The organism is Paraburkholderia dipogonis, from assembly GCF_046027395.1.
GTDB lineage: Bacteria > Pseudomonadota > Gammaproteobacteria > Burkholderiales > Burkholderiaceae > Paraburkholderia > Paraburkholderia dipogonis_A.
This window is the reverse complement of the sequence record NZ_JAQQEG010000012.1, coordinates 1-13,877: the sequence shown is the minus strand read 5'-3', so window position 1 is coordinate 13,877 and position 13,877 is coordinate 1. Positions and strand designations below refer to the sequence as shown.

At 60.8% G+C, this 13,877-nt stretch carries 10 protein-coding genes and 3 pseudogenes; 6 read left to right on the top strand and 7 right to left on the bottom strand.

The genetic code is table 11. The features are described from left to right. Positions 1-43 precede the first annotated feature (43 nt). Positions 44-1,081, top strand: a complete 1,038-nt coding sequence (locus PQR32_RS13850) for an XdhC family protein (protein ID WP_408227281.1) — start codon at positions 44-46, stop codon at positions 1,079-1,081. A gap of 83 nt (positions 1,082-1,164) precedes the next feature. Here PQR32_RS13850 and PQR32_RS13845 read toward each other — a convergent pair. The 3 genes and pseudogenes from PQR32_RS13845 to PQR32_RS13835 form a co-directional block, all read right to left on the bottom strand. Further along, a pseudogene (locus PQR32_RS13845) lies at positions 1,165-1,557 on the bottom strand (hypothetical protein); the annotation flags it as partial. A 1,481-nt stretch (positions 1,558-3,038) separates the two neighbouring features. Further along, on the bottom strand, positions 3,039-4,484 hold the full coding sequence (locus tag PQR32_RS13840; RefSeq protein ID WP_408227278.1) for a DEAD/DEAH box helicase: 1,446 nt from the start codon (positions 4,482-4,484) through the stop codon (positions 3,039-3,041). Between the two features lie 136 nt (positions 4,485-4,620). Then, positions 4,621-4,818 (bottom strand): hypothetical protein, encoded by a 198-nt coding sequence (locus PQR32_RS13835; protein WP_408227275.1) that lies wholly within the window; start codon positions 4,816-4,818, stop codon positions 4,621-4,623. Between the two features lie 147 nt (positions 4,819-4,965). Between PQR32_RS13835 and nudC the strand changes: the two genes are divergently transcribed. After that, complete coding sequence (gene nudC / locus PQR32_RS13830; protein WP_408227272.1) at positions 4,966-5,913, top strand: NAD(+) diphosphatase; 948 nt, start codon at positions 4,966-4,968, stop codon at positions 5,911-5,913. Positions 5,914-6,360: 447 nt separating this feature from the next. Here the strand turns inward: nudC and PQR32_RS13825 are convergent, their stop codons facing one another. Beyond that, positions 6,361-6,804, bottom strand: coding sequence for a type 2 periplasmic-binding domain-containing protein (locus PQR32_RS13825; protein WP_408227269.1), 444 nt, complete (start codon positions 6,802-6,804; stop codon positions 6,361-6,363). On the opposite strand from PQR32_RS13825, the pseudogene PQR32_RS13820 reads away from it, so the two are divergent. Beyond that, a pseudogene (locus PQR32_RS13820) lies at positions 6,786-7,463 on the top strand (amino acid ABC transporter permease); the annotation flags it as partial. The gene PQR32_RS13825 and the pseudogene PQR32_RS13820 overlap by 19 nt on opposite strands. Positions 7,464-7,580: 117 nt before the next feature. On the opposite strand, the pseudogene PQR32_RS13815 reads toward PQR32_RS13820, so the two are convergent. After that, positions 7,581-8,091, bottom strand: a pseudogene (locus PQR32_RS13815) (hypothetical protein); the annotation flags it as partial. Between the two features lie 107 nt (positions 8,092-8,198). Continuing rightward, positions 8,199-8,750, bottom strand: coding sequence for a DUF8737 domain-containing protein (locus PQR32_RS13810; protein ID WP_408227266.1), 552 nt, complete (start codon positions 8,748-8,750; stop codon positions 8,199-8,201). Positions 8,751-8,887: 137 nt separating this feature from the next. Between PQR32_RS13810 and PQR32_RS13805 the strand changes: the two genes are divergently transcribed. Next, entirely contained in the window at positions 8,888-9,862 is a 975-nt protein-coding gene (locus tag PQR32_RS13805) for a LysR family transcriptional regulator (RefSeq protein ID WP_408227264.1), read from the top strand. A gap of 463 nt (positions 9,863-10,325) precedes the next feature. Here PQR32_RS13805 and PQR32_RS13800 read toward each other — a convergent pair whose 3' ends face one another. Continuing rightward, positions 10,326-11,357 (bottom strand): histone deacetylase family protein, encoded by a 1,032-nt coding sequence (locus PQR32_RS13800; RefSeq protein WP_408227261.1) that lies wholly within the window; start codon positions 11,355-11,357, stop codon positions 10,326-10,328. A gap of 116 nt (positions 11,358-11,473) precedes the next feature. Here PQR32_RS13800 and PQR32_RS13795 point away from each other — a divergent pair, with 116 nt between their 5' ends. Both PQR32_RS13795 and PQR32_RS13790 read left to right on the top strand, forming a co-directional pair. Next, positions 11,474-11,962 (top strand): Lrp/AsnC family transcriptional regulator, encoded by a 489-nt coding sequence (locus PQR32_RS13795; RefSeq protein ID WP_408227258.1) that lies wholly within the window; start codon positions 11,474-11,476, stop codon positions 11,960-11,962. A 185-nt stretch (positions 11,963-12,147) separates the two neighbouring features. Further along, on the top strand, positions 12,148-13,749 hold the full coding sequence (locus PQR32_RS13790; protein WP_408227255.1) for an alkyl/aryl-sulfatase: 1,602 nt from the start codon (positions 12,148-12,150) through the stop codon (positions 13,747-13,749). The last annotated feature ends 128 nt before the right edge of the window (positions 13,750-13,877 follow it).

Sequence of the window (13,877 nt, the reverse complement as noted above, 5' to 3'; positions counted from 1 at the left end):
GGTGTCTTCCGAAGCCCAGGTCAGGCAACCACTCGGTATTTTCATGGATAGTGTCAATCTCGAAGTGCTGAAGGCGAGCGTTCGCTGGATCGAAAGCGGCCATCGCGTGCTGCTCGTTACCGTGGTCAGGACGTGGGGTTCGTCGCCGCGGCCCGACGGGGCCATGCTGGCGATTTGCGAGGACGGCTCGGTTGTCGGCTCGGTGTCCGGCGGCTGTATCGAGGACGACCTGATCGACCGCGTGCGCCGGCTCGGCATCGAACAGACGCGCCCGGAAGTCCTCAAATACGGCATCTCTGCCGACGAGGCGCACCGCTTCGGCTTGCCGTGCGGCGGCACGATCGAGCTGGTGCTCGAAACGCTGACGCGCGCGAGCGGCATCGACGATCTGTGCCGCCGGGTGGTTGCCGGGCGACTCGTCGCGCGTTCGCTCGACATGAAGAGCGGCGCGGCGAGGCTCGCGCCAGCGCACTCGACCGACGGCGTCGATTTCGACGGACGCAGGCTCCTGACCGTTCACGGTCCGCGTTACCGGATGCTCGTGATCGGTGCCGGCCAGCTCTCGAAGTATCTTTGCCAGATCGCGCTCGGGCTCGACTATCAGGTGACGGTCTGCGATCCGCGCGAGGAATACACCGACGTATGGCACGTGCCGGGCACGACGCTCGTGCGCACGATGCCGGACGACACCGTGCTGGACATGAAACTCGACGAGCGCTGCGCCGTGATTGCGCTCACGCACGATCCCAAGCTCGACGACCTCGCGCTGATGGAAGCGGTCAGGACGCCTGCGTTCTACGTCGGCGCGCTGGGTTCGCGCCGGAACAATGCCGCCAGACGCGAGCGGCTCGAAACGCATTTCGATCTTCGCGAAGACGAAGTTGCCCGGTTGCGCGGGCCTGTGGGTATTTATATCGGCAGCCGCACACCACCGGAAATCGCGGTGTCGATACTCGCCGAGGTGACGGCGGTCAAGAACGGTGTGGCATTGCCGGGGGAATTCCGGGTCGAAGAGGCAAAGACTGCGCTGGCTATTGCAGTGAATGAACAGACGAGCTGCGCCGTGGCAGGGCATCGTTGATTCGTGCCGATAGCCAGGCTTCCGCAGTTCAAGGCGCGAGCTCAGGAAGCGCCCGTCATCGGGATCGCGGATTCAACATGGGCAAGTTGCGAAGCGAGGTAGACGAACATCAGTTCGGTCTCGGGTGTCGTATTGAAAGTGCCGCCGGTGAATGCCAGCGAATGCAGGGTCGTGCCGCCGGAGGTCACAGCGAGGATGCAGGGAAGCGTGGCGTTGAACGTAATGCTGTAGTGTCCACCGCCGTCTGACAGGGTGAAGCCCGAACCCGACGCACAACTGAAGGTAACCATCGCGCTGGCGAGCGCCTTGCCAATGGCTGCCGTGCCGGATACAGCGACGTTTGGCATCCCGTTTCCGCCGACACAGCCGTCGAGGCCGAAGCAGGCGCTTCCGCCACACGCGACGAGTGTCGCGAGCGAAGCCCCGCAAAGTGCGGCCAGCGCCGGGCGAACGAAACGCACATCGTGAGTGTTCATGGCCCCCCGCCGTTGATGGAAGAGGATAAGGCGAGCCGCCCCACACAAAGGGACCGGCGCTATATTTAATTTTAGGCCCTATACGCCGAAGCCGTTTGTCGCATCAGTCACATTCGTCACGCTATCGGCCACGCGGTTATCGGAGATCCGTCGTTCAGCATTCTGCGAATGTCAGCTTCCGCGCGGCGTGGGACCGGGGGTTGACCGGGCACGGCCTGACGCGATGGGCTCGAGTCGACCCAACTTAGCCGTTGACCGATTGCAGTCGAGGGACGCGTCCAGGCTCGGAAAGAGACATTGGTTTTAGAGACGGACCAACCTACTTTGAATCTGACGGCCAGTTCGCGAAGTCCCTGTCCGACCGCGCCATATTGCCCGGCGTTACCTTTGGCCGCCATCCGACCTTTGCTTTTAGGCGTGGAGCGATTCCCTACGCCATATCCATAGGCAACCCGAGGCAACCCGATTCGATCGTTTTTCCAACCCGAGCGACCATGTCTGGTAGTTCAAATCGCATGTGCCATGGCCACCATACCAGGCCGAATTATTCTCGGGGTCGTCGTTCCCCAGCTTCCCGATTCTCCGTCACGGCTCGGCGAACAGCTTCCAAAAGGTCGGGGCGCGCCTCTGGGTCGGGGACTTCGATCAGCTTGCGCGGAGCCTTGGCCTGGGGCTTCAGCGTCACACCGTGAAGTTTTTGCGGCGCAGTCATGGTTCGTCTCCGGCTTCGATCACAGCTAATTCGGACGGCAGGCTCGGTCCTGCTTCTGGTTTCCAAAAATCATGCTTTCGGATCTTTAGGACTCCGTGCGTCGTGCGTCTCCAAGCTTCGTCGGCGCGTTGCTGGGCCGATTTCACGGTCTATGCGCCCCCTTGCTTGCCCTTCGGACTTGGCGAAAACGCCGAAGTCAGACCGGAAAATGCCCAGCGGACGGTCGTGATGACCCTGGCGCGCTCCGCGTTTGCGTCGGAATAATAAGTCTAGGCCTTTACGTGCAACTCGCGATACTGTACGTTTAAACAGTACTTTGGCGAGTCCCTATGGACGCGAGAGAACGCCTCAAGCGAGACCGTGCCCTTACGATCACGTTGCGCCAGGGAGTCCGCGTCAATCCACTACGCCCTTAAGAGAGTGCTAATGCGAGTCAGGGAAGTTCGCCGGGTTATCCGCAGCCTTCTGCATCAGCGACGAGAGCCAGGGGCACTGGAGTCAGTGGAGCGTGTCCCGTACGGACAGGATGCGTTCGTCCGTCGGGAGGATTGAAATGACCGATGAGCTGCGACGGCAACTCCGCGAAGTTGAGCAAGCCCTGGTGACGCCTGAAGGCGTGATTGCGGTGCGAAGGGAGTACATTTCGCTGCTTCAGCGTTTGGGATCTCGTGACAAGGAGCTAGCGTCCCTCGACGCGCTTGTGACCGCCTGGCCAGCGGGCCACAAACCGCCAGCCTGTTCCAGGGCTAGCGTTACTCGTCCCCACGGATCAGGGTTGGCGTTTGCCGCGGCCACCAGCGGGTTTGCCAGCCGGCTTAAGTGAACCCGCAGCTGGCTTGCTGGCGGGTTTGCTGCGTGGCTTTTGCACGCTGAATGGGCTACCGCTGGTCAAGCTTGTGCCTTTACCTACGGCCACCGCGCGTTGCGCCGCAGGCTTGCGTTTGTTTTCGCCACTTTGCGGGCGCGGTTTTTTGCTGAGCACCTGCACGGCGCCCGGCGCAGCTTGCGGCACTTTGAGCTTCTTGGGCTTTTTGGGTTTCTTGATGATCTGGCCCGTCACGCTAGTTTGCGGTACGCGGTGTTCGGCTTCAAAACCCGGCTCTTCTTTACGGGGCAGCGTTTGCCGGATCAGCGCTTCAATCGCAGCCAGTTGCGGCGCTTCATCGGCACACACAAGGGACACCGCCACGCCGCTGGCGCCCGCGCGGCCGGTACGGCCAATACGGTGCACATAGTCTTGCGCCACGATCGGCAGATCAACGTTGATCACCAGCGGCAAGTCGTCGATATCCAGCCCGCGCGCCGCCACATCGGTAGCTACCAGCATAGGTACTTCGCCCGTCTTGAAGCGCTCCAGCGCACGCAGGCGCGCGGGTTGCGGTTTGTCGCCGTGGATGGTGTCGACCGCATAACCCGCTTCATCCAGCATGGCCGCCAGGTAATCCACGCCATTGCGGGTTTTGACGAACACCAGCGCGTGCTCCCAGTTGTTCTCAGCCACAAGGTGCATGAAGAGCTCAGGCTTGTTCTTTTTATCCACCGGCACCACCCACTGCTTGATCTTGCTGGCCGTCGCATTGGGCGGGCTGACGCTGATATTGACGGGGCCGCGCAGAATGCTCGCCGCCATGGCGCGGATGTCATCGGTAAACGTGGCAGAGAACAGCAGGGTCTGGCGCTGAGCGGGCAAGGCAGCAAAGACGGCGTTGAGTTCGCGCGCAAAGCCCAGATCCAGCATGCGGTCGGCTTCATCCAGCACCAGCGTTTGCACTTGATCAAACTGCACTGCGTTCTGGCGATTGAGATCTAGCAAACGGCCCGGCGTGGCAACGAGCACATCCACGCCTTTGCGCAACTTCATCATCTGCGGGTTGATACTCACACCGCCGTAGGCGGCCAGAAATCGTAAGTCGAGGCCTTTGCCGTAATCGATAAAGCTTTGCAGCACTTGTTCAGCCAGTTCACGCGTGGGCACCAGCACCAGAACACGCGCGCGGTTGCTGGACACCCCCGGGCCATGTTGCACCAGCCGTTGCAACAGCGGCAGCGCAAAACCCGCCGTTTTGCCAGTGCCGGTCTGTGCCGCAGCCATGACGTCCTTGCCACTGAGCACAGCAGGAATCGCCTTGGCCTGCACCGGCGTAGGTGTCTGGTAATTGAGGTCCTGCACATTACGCAGCAAGGGATCGATCAGGCCAAGCGAAGCAAAAGACATGGGCGTATTCCGGGCTAAAACCGCAATTCTATCGGTTACCGCGCTGATTGCACCGCGCAGATCAATGGTCAAAAAGATCGACGTTGATCGCCACTGAAAAACGTAGTGGTGCCGGGCGCCGCGCCGGCAAGCTGTACTACGAGACACCGATGAGCAGCACTGCCGCCAGCGCCAGCCCCAATTGCATCAACAGCAAACGCGCCAGTGGCCGCGCAACCAGCCACGCGCGCACCTGCATCGCCACCAACTGCCCGAAATAAAGCCAGAGCCCTGCCCGGCCATCCATGATCGGATCTGTCGCGGTAACGAAAATCAGGAAAAGTCGAGACGGCACGAATAGGAAGGCTCGCGATGATGATGGCATTGTCGACGTGGTGATCACCTCCTGCGAGGCCGACTGGCGCCTTCGTGTCCGTGCCAATTGAACCTTAATTAGCGATCGGACTGACCCCGTGCCATACTTGCGGATCTTCTTGCCCACATGTCGACGACCGTGATGACCGCCATTTCCGCGTCCATCGGCTTTAACCTCAACCCGCTCGACCGCCGCTCCGACAAGCGGGACGACCACGCCTGGATCGAACATCTACGCAGCGATCCGGCCGCGCGCTTTCTCGTCTTCGACGGCGACGTGCCCTTGCTCAAGCGAGGCAGCGAGTATGACCCGTGGTTCGTCGCCGGCGAAACCGCTGCCTTCGGCCAGCCGCTTCATAGCGTTTTCCTGGGGGAAGAAAGCGACGGCAGCGGGCGTTTCGCGCTCGGCTTCGCGCCAGCGGACCCAGCGCCAGACACCGGGTATGGACGCATCGACCTTCGCTCGCTCGCGCTGCAAGACCTCGTCGCCGCTGGAGCGCTCGGGATTCTGGCTGAGGCCAAGTCGATGCTCGATTGGCATCGCCGCCATGCCTTCTGCGCGAACTGCGGCTCCGCAAGCCGCGTCACGAACGCGGGCTGGCAACGCATCTGCGATGTTTGCGGCACACGCCATTTCCCACGGGTGGATCCAGTCGTGATCATGCTGGTGATAGACGGCGAACGGTGTCTGCTCGGCCGTCAGCGCCATTTCGCCAAGGGAATGTACTCGGCGCTTGCCGGTTTCGTTGAACCGGGCGAGACCGCGGAAGACGCCGTGCGCCGCGAAGTGATGGAGGAGGCTGGCGTGAAGTGTGCACGGGTTGTCTACTTCGCGACGCAGCCGTGGCCGTTTCCTTCATCGCTGATGATCGGGTGCTTTGCGCAATCAAACGACACTGACATCGTCGTCGATACGGACGAACTCGAAGATGCCCGCTGGTTCTCACGCCAAGAGGTTGCGGCGATGCTCGCGGGAACGCATGCGGGCGGACTGTCGACGCCCAAGCCGTTCGCCATTGCCCATCATTTGCTGCAGGCGTACGTCGAGAAAGGTGATTCGGTATTGTTCGGCTGAGCAGTCAATCCACACCGCCGCTGCGCCAGCCGTCGCAATCTGTGCGTCACGTCTCTTTTGCATCCGCCACGCCGACCGCAACGACACCATGCCCCTGGATGTTCACACGAACACCGGCCTCGATCCGGTTGCGTAACCGCACACTCAACAACGCAGGCTGGCCCGCAGTTGACCCGTTCCTGGATACATCGGCGTTGCAGTTCGCAAAGAACGATTGATCATGATGAACGGGGAGAGATACTGGACGCACGCAGAAAAAACCCCGTCACCGCGAGGCAACGGGGCAAATCCCAATTTGAGGAGTGTCGAAGAGGAGACGCTTCATCGTATCGCCGGTTTGCCTGCGCGCCAACAGTCGATTTTTCATATCGATATCACTCGCGGGTGACTCGTCGCGAGTGCGATCGTTCTGATCAGATCTGCGCCCAGCGAGGTTGCGATGCTGTATCAGTCTTTAGACTTGATTGGCCAGATAGCCTTTTGCACAGCGTTGAACTGCGGGTCGTATTCAACATCGACCTTCATCGTCTTCCTGATCGCGTGGCCGTCGTACAGAATGTCGGCGATTTTCTGCTCCTGATCGAGCAGTCCGGCATCGAATTTGACGAAGCTGCCGCTGCGCACCTGGTATTCGAACGCGGCGCGGTCGTCAGAAATCTTCGGCGTGTCCTTGAGCACGCCAATCACTTCGTCCTTATGCGCGTCATGCCATGCCCAATAGCCCGACATCCGCGAAAAGAAATCTTTGAGCGCCGCGACCTTGGCCGGGTCTTTCAGGTCCGCGGATGTCGTGGTCCATACGTTGAGCGCGGGAATCTGAGTGTCTCGATCGACCAGCAGGATATGGCCGGCGCCCGACTTGATCGTGCTCGCGCGGCGAAACGCTTGCACGCTTTGTCGAATGGACGCCCGCGCTTGGGCACGGCTTTGCATTGAATGTGCTGATCAGCCTGGGCGCCATCACGATCGGTTCGATCATTGGCCTTGCGACCGGCGCGCTCGCGCTGTCCCACTCCTTCGCGGGACGCCTTCCAAGACTGTGGGTGCAGGCGTTTCGCAACGCGCCGTGGCTGGTGTTGATTTACTTCACCACGTATGTGTTTCCATTCGAATTCACCCTATTCGGTGCGACGCTGCCCTTTCCTGACTGGCTCAAGGTGACGCTCGGCCTCGCGCTGCCAGCCAGCGCGAACATTGCCGAGGTATTTCGCGGCGCGGTGGCGTCCATTCCGACCACCCAGTGGGAAGCCGCAAGTTCTCTGGCATTCTCGCGCAGCCAGATCCTGCTACATATCGTGCTGCCGCAATGCGTTCGGCGCATGCTGCCGCCGTGGATGAACGTATACGCGATCATCACGATGGGCACGGCGCTGTCGTCATCGGTCGGCATTCACGATCTGATCGACACCGCGCAGATAGCGAGCAGCACAGTGGCTCGTTCGAGTTTTACCGTGCTCACGTATGTCGCCACGCTGGTGATCTTTTTTGCTTATTGCTATCCGATTTCGCAATTCACGCGCTGGCTGGAGAAGCGGCTCATTGCGGGGTGACGCACGGACGGCGTGCGAACCAACCGCGGAATCGCTGATCCCCTTGTGCAGCTTTTTGACCTGATGGTTGAGCGACTGCACGGCGACGACGGCCGCGTCTAGCTCGACCAGCGCCGCGTTCCGCGGATTTCTGAATTTGCGCCGATCACTGCGTAGTGCGTGCCCGGTAAGACAGCGATATTCATTGGCCAGTTCATCCCATTGGAACTCGCTGCTGGACAATGCATTGTCCTTGCGCGTCGTTTTGTTCCAGACCGGAACATGTGGTGCAATTTCCTTCTCTTCGATCATCCAGGCAAGCATCGCTGCTGAGCCATACGCGGTCAATCATCGTCCTGGTTGACTCCACCTCGTGCGAGCGGTTCGCGGGCGTAGCCTCGACGTCAACGATGATCCCTGCATGCAGGTCAATCAGATAATTGGTCGAGTAACCGCAAGGGCCCGCCTCATCGACGATGTGTACGTCTCTCGCCTTCGACCGCAGGCGTATGCACAGGCGGTCGATATCAGTCTTCGTCGTACCGGTCTTGCCCAGCAGTTCCACTTCGCCCGGACCGATCGCGTAGGCAACCGTGATCGACTCCTTGTGAACATCCAGTCCCACGTACACCGTGCTATTGTTTTCCATCCTGGCCTCCGTGCCGGAAATCGCCGGGTGTGGCGCTGTCCACACCATGCGGCTCTGGCAGAAATGCTAACCCGCGATTGATTCCTCACGGCGGACCAGCCTCTGCCTCACGGAAAGTCATAGTGTCTTAAACGACCTCGGAGGTTCGTCGCGGACCGGCGATATGAGGCCGCCTTGGGCAGCGGACGCATTAGCAAATAGAATGCGACGAAGTGCGTGATCATCAGCAGGGGCACGTAGATGATCGGGATCGCGTAGGCGGCGCCAAGTTGCCCCGCCACTGCAGGAAGGCCGATCCGGGTCGCGTGGTAATAGTCGACGATGATGTCGGCCGCCCCCACGAGATTGAAGGCGAACACAAAGAACCAGAAGAGCCGACGTACCTTGAACGTGAGCACGGCCAGGATGGCCAGCACTCCGGTTCCGAAGTCAGCATAAGCGGCGAACTGGGCGAAGCCGGCTGGCAGACCGGGACCGACGACGCCTGGAAGGATGAAAACAAGCCCGAAGAAGCGGAAGCTGTGCAGCGTAGCGATGGCCCGTTGCGCGCCTGCGCGGTCCATCGTCTTAAGCTTGGGCAGGACGTACACGATGATGCAAGGCAGCCACGCGACATAGCCTAGAACGAGTTGTGTCTGGAAGAGGGTTTCGGGTGACATTGCAGAACTCCTGGCAGGGGTTGCTCCACGTGGCATCGAACACCGCGGGCAGGATGCAGAGCCGGCCTTCCCTGATCCGCAAGCAGATTCTAGGACCGCTTCCGGCGAGCGACTATCCACGATACTATTGACGGGTTATGAAGCAAAACTTCACAGTCCGGCAAGGCGCGCTCGACGGTGTCGAGGCGTTCCTGAGCGTCGCCCGGCACCGCAGCTTTCGTAGAGCGGCCGCGGAGCTCGGGGTGACGCCTTCGGCCATCAGCCAAACGGTACGTCTACTTGAGGCGCGCGTCGGCGCCGCGCTATTCATACGCACAACGCGGAGCGTCGGCCTGACCGAAGCCGGTGAACGATTCCTTTCGCGGGCGAAGCCGGCCTTCGAGGAACTCGTCGGTGCAAGCGAGGTGGCGCGTGAACTCGGACAGCGACCGACCGGACTGTTGCGCCTCTCGGTGCCGAGCGCGGTCGTGCCAATCGTGTTGGAGCCGCTGATCGCATCCTTCTGCCGGGCCTATCCTGAGGTCGAGGTTGAGATCGTCGCAAGCGCGGAGTTGGTCGACCTCGCGGCCGGAGGGTTTGACGCCGGCGTCCGGATGGGCCAGTTCATCGAGGCCGACATGGTCGCGGTGCGACTGACGCCGCCGTTCCCGTTCGAGGTCGTTGGCAGCCCCGATTATCTGCGTCGGCGAAATCGGCCGGAGCGCATCGACGATCTGCGTGACCACATTTGCCTGCGCATGCGTCGCTCGAACGGGTCGATCGCGCCTTGGCGCTTTGTCGACGCCAACAAGGCCGTTGAGGCAATCGTCTCCGGGCCGCTCATCGCCCACGACTATCCCACACTCCTCGGAGCGGCGATTCAAGGTGTGGGACTTGCACAAGTGCCCGGACCGCTTGCCGCAGCGCCAATTGCCGACGGCCGATTGCGGGCGTTGCTGACGCCCTTCGCCGTCACAACGCCCGGGGTTTTCCTATACCACTCAGGCAGACGCCAAGTTTTGCCCAAATTGCGCGCGTTCATCGAGCACGTTAAATACCAGAGCGCTGACGCCGCAGGTGACGGAACATTCACACGGAGGTTGGGCAAGCCCGATCGTGCAAACAGATCTTGAAAACGTGTCGGAAATGGCGCGGAATGGCGGTCACTGCATCTAAAACCGATTGTCAACAACGTTGACGGAGAACGTAGATACGTGCCGGACCTGTAAGTTCGTTCGAGGACCGAGTTCTCGGTCTTACGGACATTAGCGTCGACGACCGTCCCGCGACGCATCTTGGATCCGCTATACAACGAACCGGTTCTCCACCCTTCATCGTAGTTCGCGCGGATAGCCGAGTTTCAGTGTGCCATCATGATAAGGAATGTCTTGTGCATTGGTACGCGGACCAGAGCGGTGCCGCCGAGATTGCGAACGCGGGCTAGGTGATCCAGTAAGCGGCGCTTCCTCTTTGGCATTAGCTGAAAGTTATGGCTGGCAACGTGCGCGTCTCCAGCGACCTGCTGGTCAATCCCCTCATCGCGCGCTGCGCGCCTTACGTCCAGGCATCGAAGACGCCACCTGCGGTGAAACAACATCAGGCTCTGCCTTCAAAGCCCAGCAGAACGTTGACTGCGTTGATTCCAATCTCGTCGACCATGTATCCGCCCTCCATCACGAAAAGCGTGGGGACGTTGAACCTTGCGATTGCCTCGCCGACGCGCAGATAGTCAGGCGTGCGCAGGCGAAAGTGACTGATAGGGTCGTCTTCGAACGTGTCGACCCCGAGAGAAATGACAAGAGCGTCGGGTGCGTGCCGCCCGATCGCGATGCCGGCGTGGCGCAACGCATGGTAGAAGCCCTCCCAGACCGTTCCTCTCGGAAGAGGGATGTTCAGATTGAATCCCACCCCGGCGCCGACGCCACGTTCGTCGGCATGCCCCGAGAAATATGGATAGGAAACCGTTGGATCACCGTGAATCGATATGAACAGAACATCAGGTCGATCGTAGAAAATGTCCTGCGTGCCGTTCCCGTGATGGAAGTCGATGTCGAGAACGGCTACGCGCTTTGCGCCGCCGTCAATGCAATGCTGGGCCGCAATCGCCGCGTTGTTCAGATAACAATAACCGCCCATGTATTCACGACCAGCGTGGTGGCCGGGCGGGCGGCAAAGCGCGAATGCGGCGTGCGCGCCACTCGACAGCGCATCCATGCCAGTCAACGCTGAGTTGGCACTGGAGGTGATCGCGCCCCAAGTACCGGCGTTGATGGGGGAACCTGCGTCCATCGAAAAGAAGCCAAGCTTGCCATCGATGAATTCAGGCAACTCGTTACTGGGCAACCCCTTCACGGGCCAAACGAGTGGCAGAGCCTGACAAGTTCTGCCCGTCGCAAGCCACTCTTGCCACGCTGCTGCCAGAAAGTCGATGTACCGCTGGCTGTGCGCGCCTACATAGTCCGCGCGTTCGTAGGGCTTCGGGCTGATGACATCGCCGAGTCCGGTTGCCCTGACTTGCGCAAGCACCGTCTCGGCTCGAAGGGGCTTCTCGAAGGAATCGGAGATTGCGCCGTCCTTGAGTTCGACGCCATGGTGCAAGCGATGATCGCTACTGTAGATGGTAAGCATGGCTGACTACCGCGTTGAAGATAGCCAACAGTTTATTGAGCGACCGGCGCATTGATTTTGCTTTCGGATGCGGAAAAGCCTAGAATTTTGGGAAATTTTTCTAGAGGGAATGAAAGATGAGCACAAATCGCCCAAAAATCGAAATGGACGCGGTCGACCGCTCAATGTTGCGCCTGCTTCAGGACGATGGTGCCGTATCAAATGCCGCACTCGGGGAGAAACTCTCGCTGAGCGTGACGCCATGCTGGAGGCGGCGCAAGCACTTGGAAGACGAAGGTGTAATTACCGGTTACCAGGCGAACGTTGACCGGCGCGCGGTCGGCTTGAATCTCCTTGCGTTCGTGCATCTCCGGTTTAACGTGCACTCGGACAAGACCGCGGACAACTTCGAAGCAGTCATTCGCAGTCGACCGGAGGTCCTCTCGTGCCACAAAATCACAGGTGACGCGGACTACATTCTGCAGGTGGTCGCCGCGGATCTGGACGCATACGGTGAATTTGTCGAGCGGGTGCTACGACGGCAGCCAGGCATCGCGTCGATACAATCCAGCCTTGCGCTGCGCGAAGTGAAGTCTTCGTCCCGGGTTCCAATTCCCGACGCCTAAACACACCCTCGAAAGTGGCCCACCAATTCGCCACTGCATTACGGAGGACGTCGCTCGTGCATCGTGATGCATTCGAACTTTCCGGATAGCGGCCTTTCGCGGAGGCCCAAACTCGCAGCTGCGCGAATGTCGCCTACGGCCCATCAACGGACCGACGCATCGGACATAATGTCGCGTACAGAAAAATGATAGGCCACGTCGAGTACAGCGCGCCCTTTCGGCCGTCCAACCCGCGCGCGACGGTCCGACAGCCTTCGTACGGCCTTCGAGATCCGCGGCGCTGCGGAACGTACTACCAGCATCGTCCGAAGAAGCCGGTGCTGGCCGTGATCTATACGCACAGCCACGCGGACCACTACGGCGGCGTGAAGGGCGTGGTCGACGAAGCGGACGTAAAGAGCGGCAAAGTAAAGATCATCGCGCGGGAAGGCTTCCTCGCCGAAGCCGTCAGCGAAAATGTGTTCGCCGGCAATGCAATGGGCCGCCGCACGCTCTATCAGTACGGTGCGTTTCTGCCGGCCAGCCCGCGCGGTCAGGTCGATGCCGGCCTCGGCAAGACCACCTCGTTCGGCACGCTTGGCCTGATTGCGCCGACCGACACGATCAGCAAGACGGGCGAGACACGCACCATCGGTGGCGTGCAGTTCGAATTCCAGCTGGCGCCGGGCACGGAAGCGCCGTCCGAAATGCTGATCTACATGCCGCAATTCAAGCTGCTCGATACCGCCGAAGACACGACGCACACGCTGCACAACCTGTACATGCTGCGCGGTGCCCAGGTGCGCGATGCGGCGAACTGGTGGAAGGTGTTGAACGAGGCGATCGTGCGTTACGGCGACAAGACCGACGTCGTCATCTCGCAGCATCAGTGGCCGACGTGGGGGCAGGAGCGTGCGGTCAGCTATATCGCCGGCACGCGTGACATGTTCAAGTACATCCACGATCAATCGCTGCGCCTCGCGAACGAGGGCTACACGATGACGGAGATCGGCGAGCAGGTCCAGGTGCCGGATACGACCGGCAAGAAGTGGTACAACCGCGGCTACTACGGCTCGGTGAACCACGATTCGAAGGCCGTGTATCAACGTTATCTGGGCTGGTACGACTCGAACCCGGCGAACCTGCATCCGCTGCCGCCAGAACAGGAGTCGAAGGAATTCGTGCGCTACATGGGTGGTGCGGATGCAGTGATGACGAAGGCGAAGCAGGACTTCGACAAGGGTAACTACCGCTGGGTCGCCACCGCAATGAACAAGGTGGTGTTCGCCGATCCGGACAACAAGGCGGCGCGCAATCTCGAAGCGGACGCGCTCGAGCAACTCGGCTATCAGACCGAAAACCCGACGTGGCGTAATGAGTATCTGATGGGCGCGTACGAATTGCGTAATGGTGTGCCGAAGGTGCCTGGCGTGAACACGGTGACGCCGGACGCGGTCGCCGCAATGAGCCCCTCACTGCTGCTGGACTACATGGGCATCCGCCTGAACGGTCCGAAGGCGGACGGCAAGCACACCACGATCAACTGGGATCTCGGCAACGGCGAGAAGTACGCAATCGAGTTGCGCAATTCGGTGCTGATCTACACGCCGGACGCGACGCTGCCGAATGCGGACGCCACGCTGACCATGAGCAAGGATGGGTTCGCATCGTTGTTGATGGGTGGCCAGACGCTCGACAAGGAAACGCAGTCGGGTAAGGCCAAGGTGGCCGGCGATTCGCAGAAGGTGACTGAATTGTTCAGCATGCTGGACAGCTTCAATCCGATGTTCAACATTGTGACGCCGTAACAGTCTGCCTTGCAGGCGGGGGGGGGGGGGGGGGGGGGGGGGGGGGGGGGGCGGCCGGGGGGGGGGGGGGGGGGGGGGGGGGGGGGGGGGGGGGGGGGGGGGGCGGGGGTGGGGGGGGGGGGGGGGGG

Excerpts from the sequence above, each read along its gene's own strand:
- PQR32_RS13850 (WP_408227281.1), top strand. The coding sequence starts at position 44 with ATGGATAGTGTCAATCTCGAAGTGCTGAAGGCGAGCGTTCGCTGGATC.
- PQR32_RS13840 (WP_408227278.1), bottom strand. The coding sequence starts at position 4,484 with ATGTCTTTTGCTTCGCTTGGCCTGATCGATCCCTTGCTGCGTAATGTG.
- nudC (WP_408227272.1), top strand. The coding sequence starts at position 4,966 with ATGTCGACGACCGTGATGACCGCCATTTCCGCGTCCATCGGCTTTAAC.
- PQR32_RS13810 (WP_408227266.1), bottom strand. The coding sequence starts at position 8,750 with ATGTCACCCGAAACCCTCTTCCAGACACAACTCGTTCTAGGCTATGTC.
- PQR32_RS13805 (WP_408227264.1), top strand. The coding sequence starts at position 8,888 with ATGAAGCAAAACTTCACAGTCCGGCAAGGCGCGCTCGACGGTGTCGAG.
- PQR32_RS13800 (WP_408227261.1), bottom strand. The coding sequence starts at position 11,357 with ATGCTTACCATCTACAGTAGCGATCATCGCTTGCACCATGGCGTCGAA.
- PQR32_RS13795 (WP_408227258.1), top strand. The coding sequence starts at position 11,474 with ATGAGCACAAATCGCCCAAAAATCGAAATGGACGCGGTCGACCGCTCA.
- PQR32_RS13790 (WP_408227255.1), top strand. The coding sequence starts at position 12,148 with ATGATAGGCCACGTCGAGTACAGCGCGCCCTTTCGGCCGTCCAACCCG.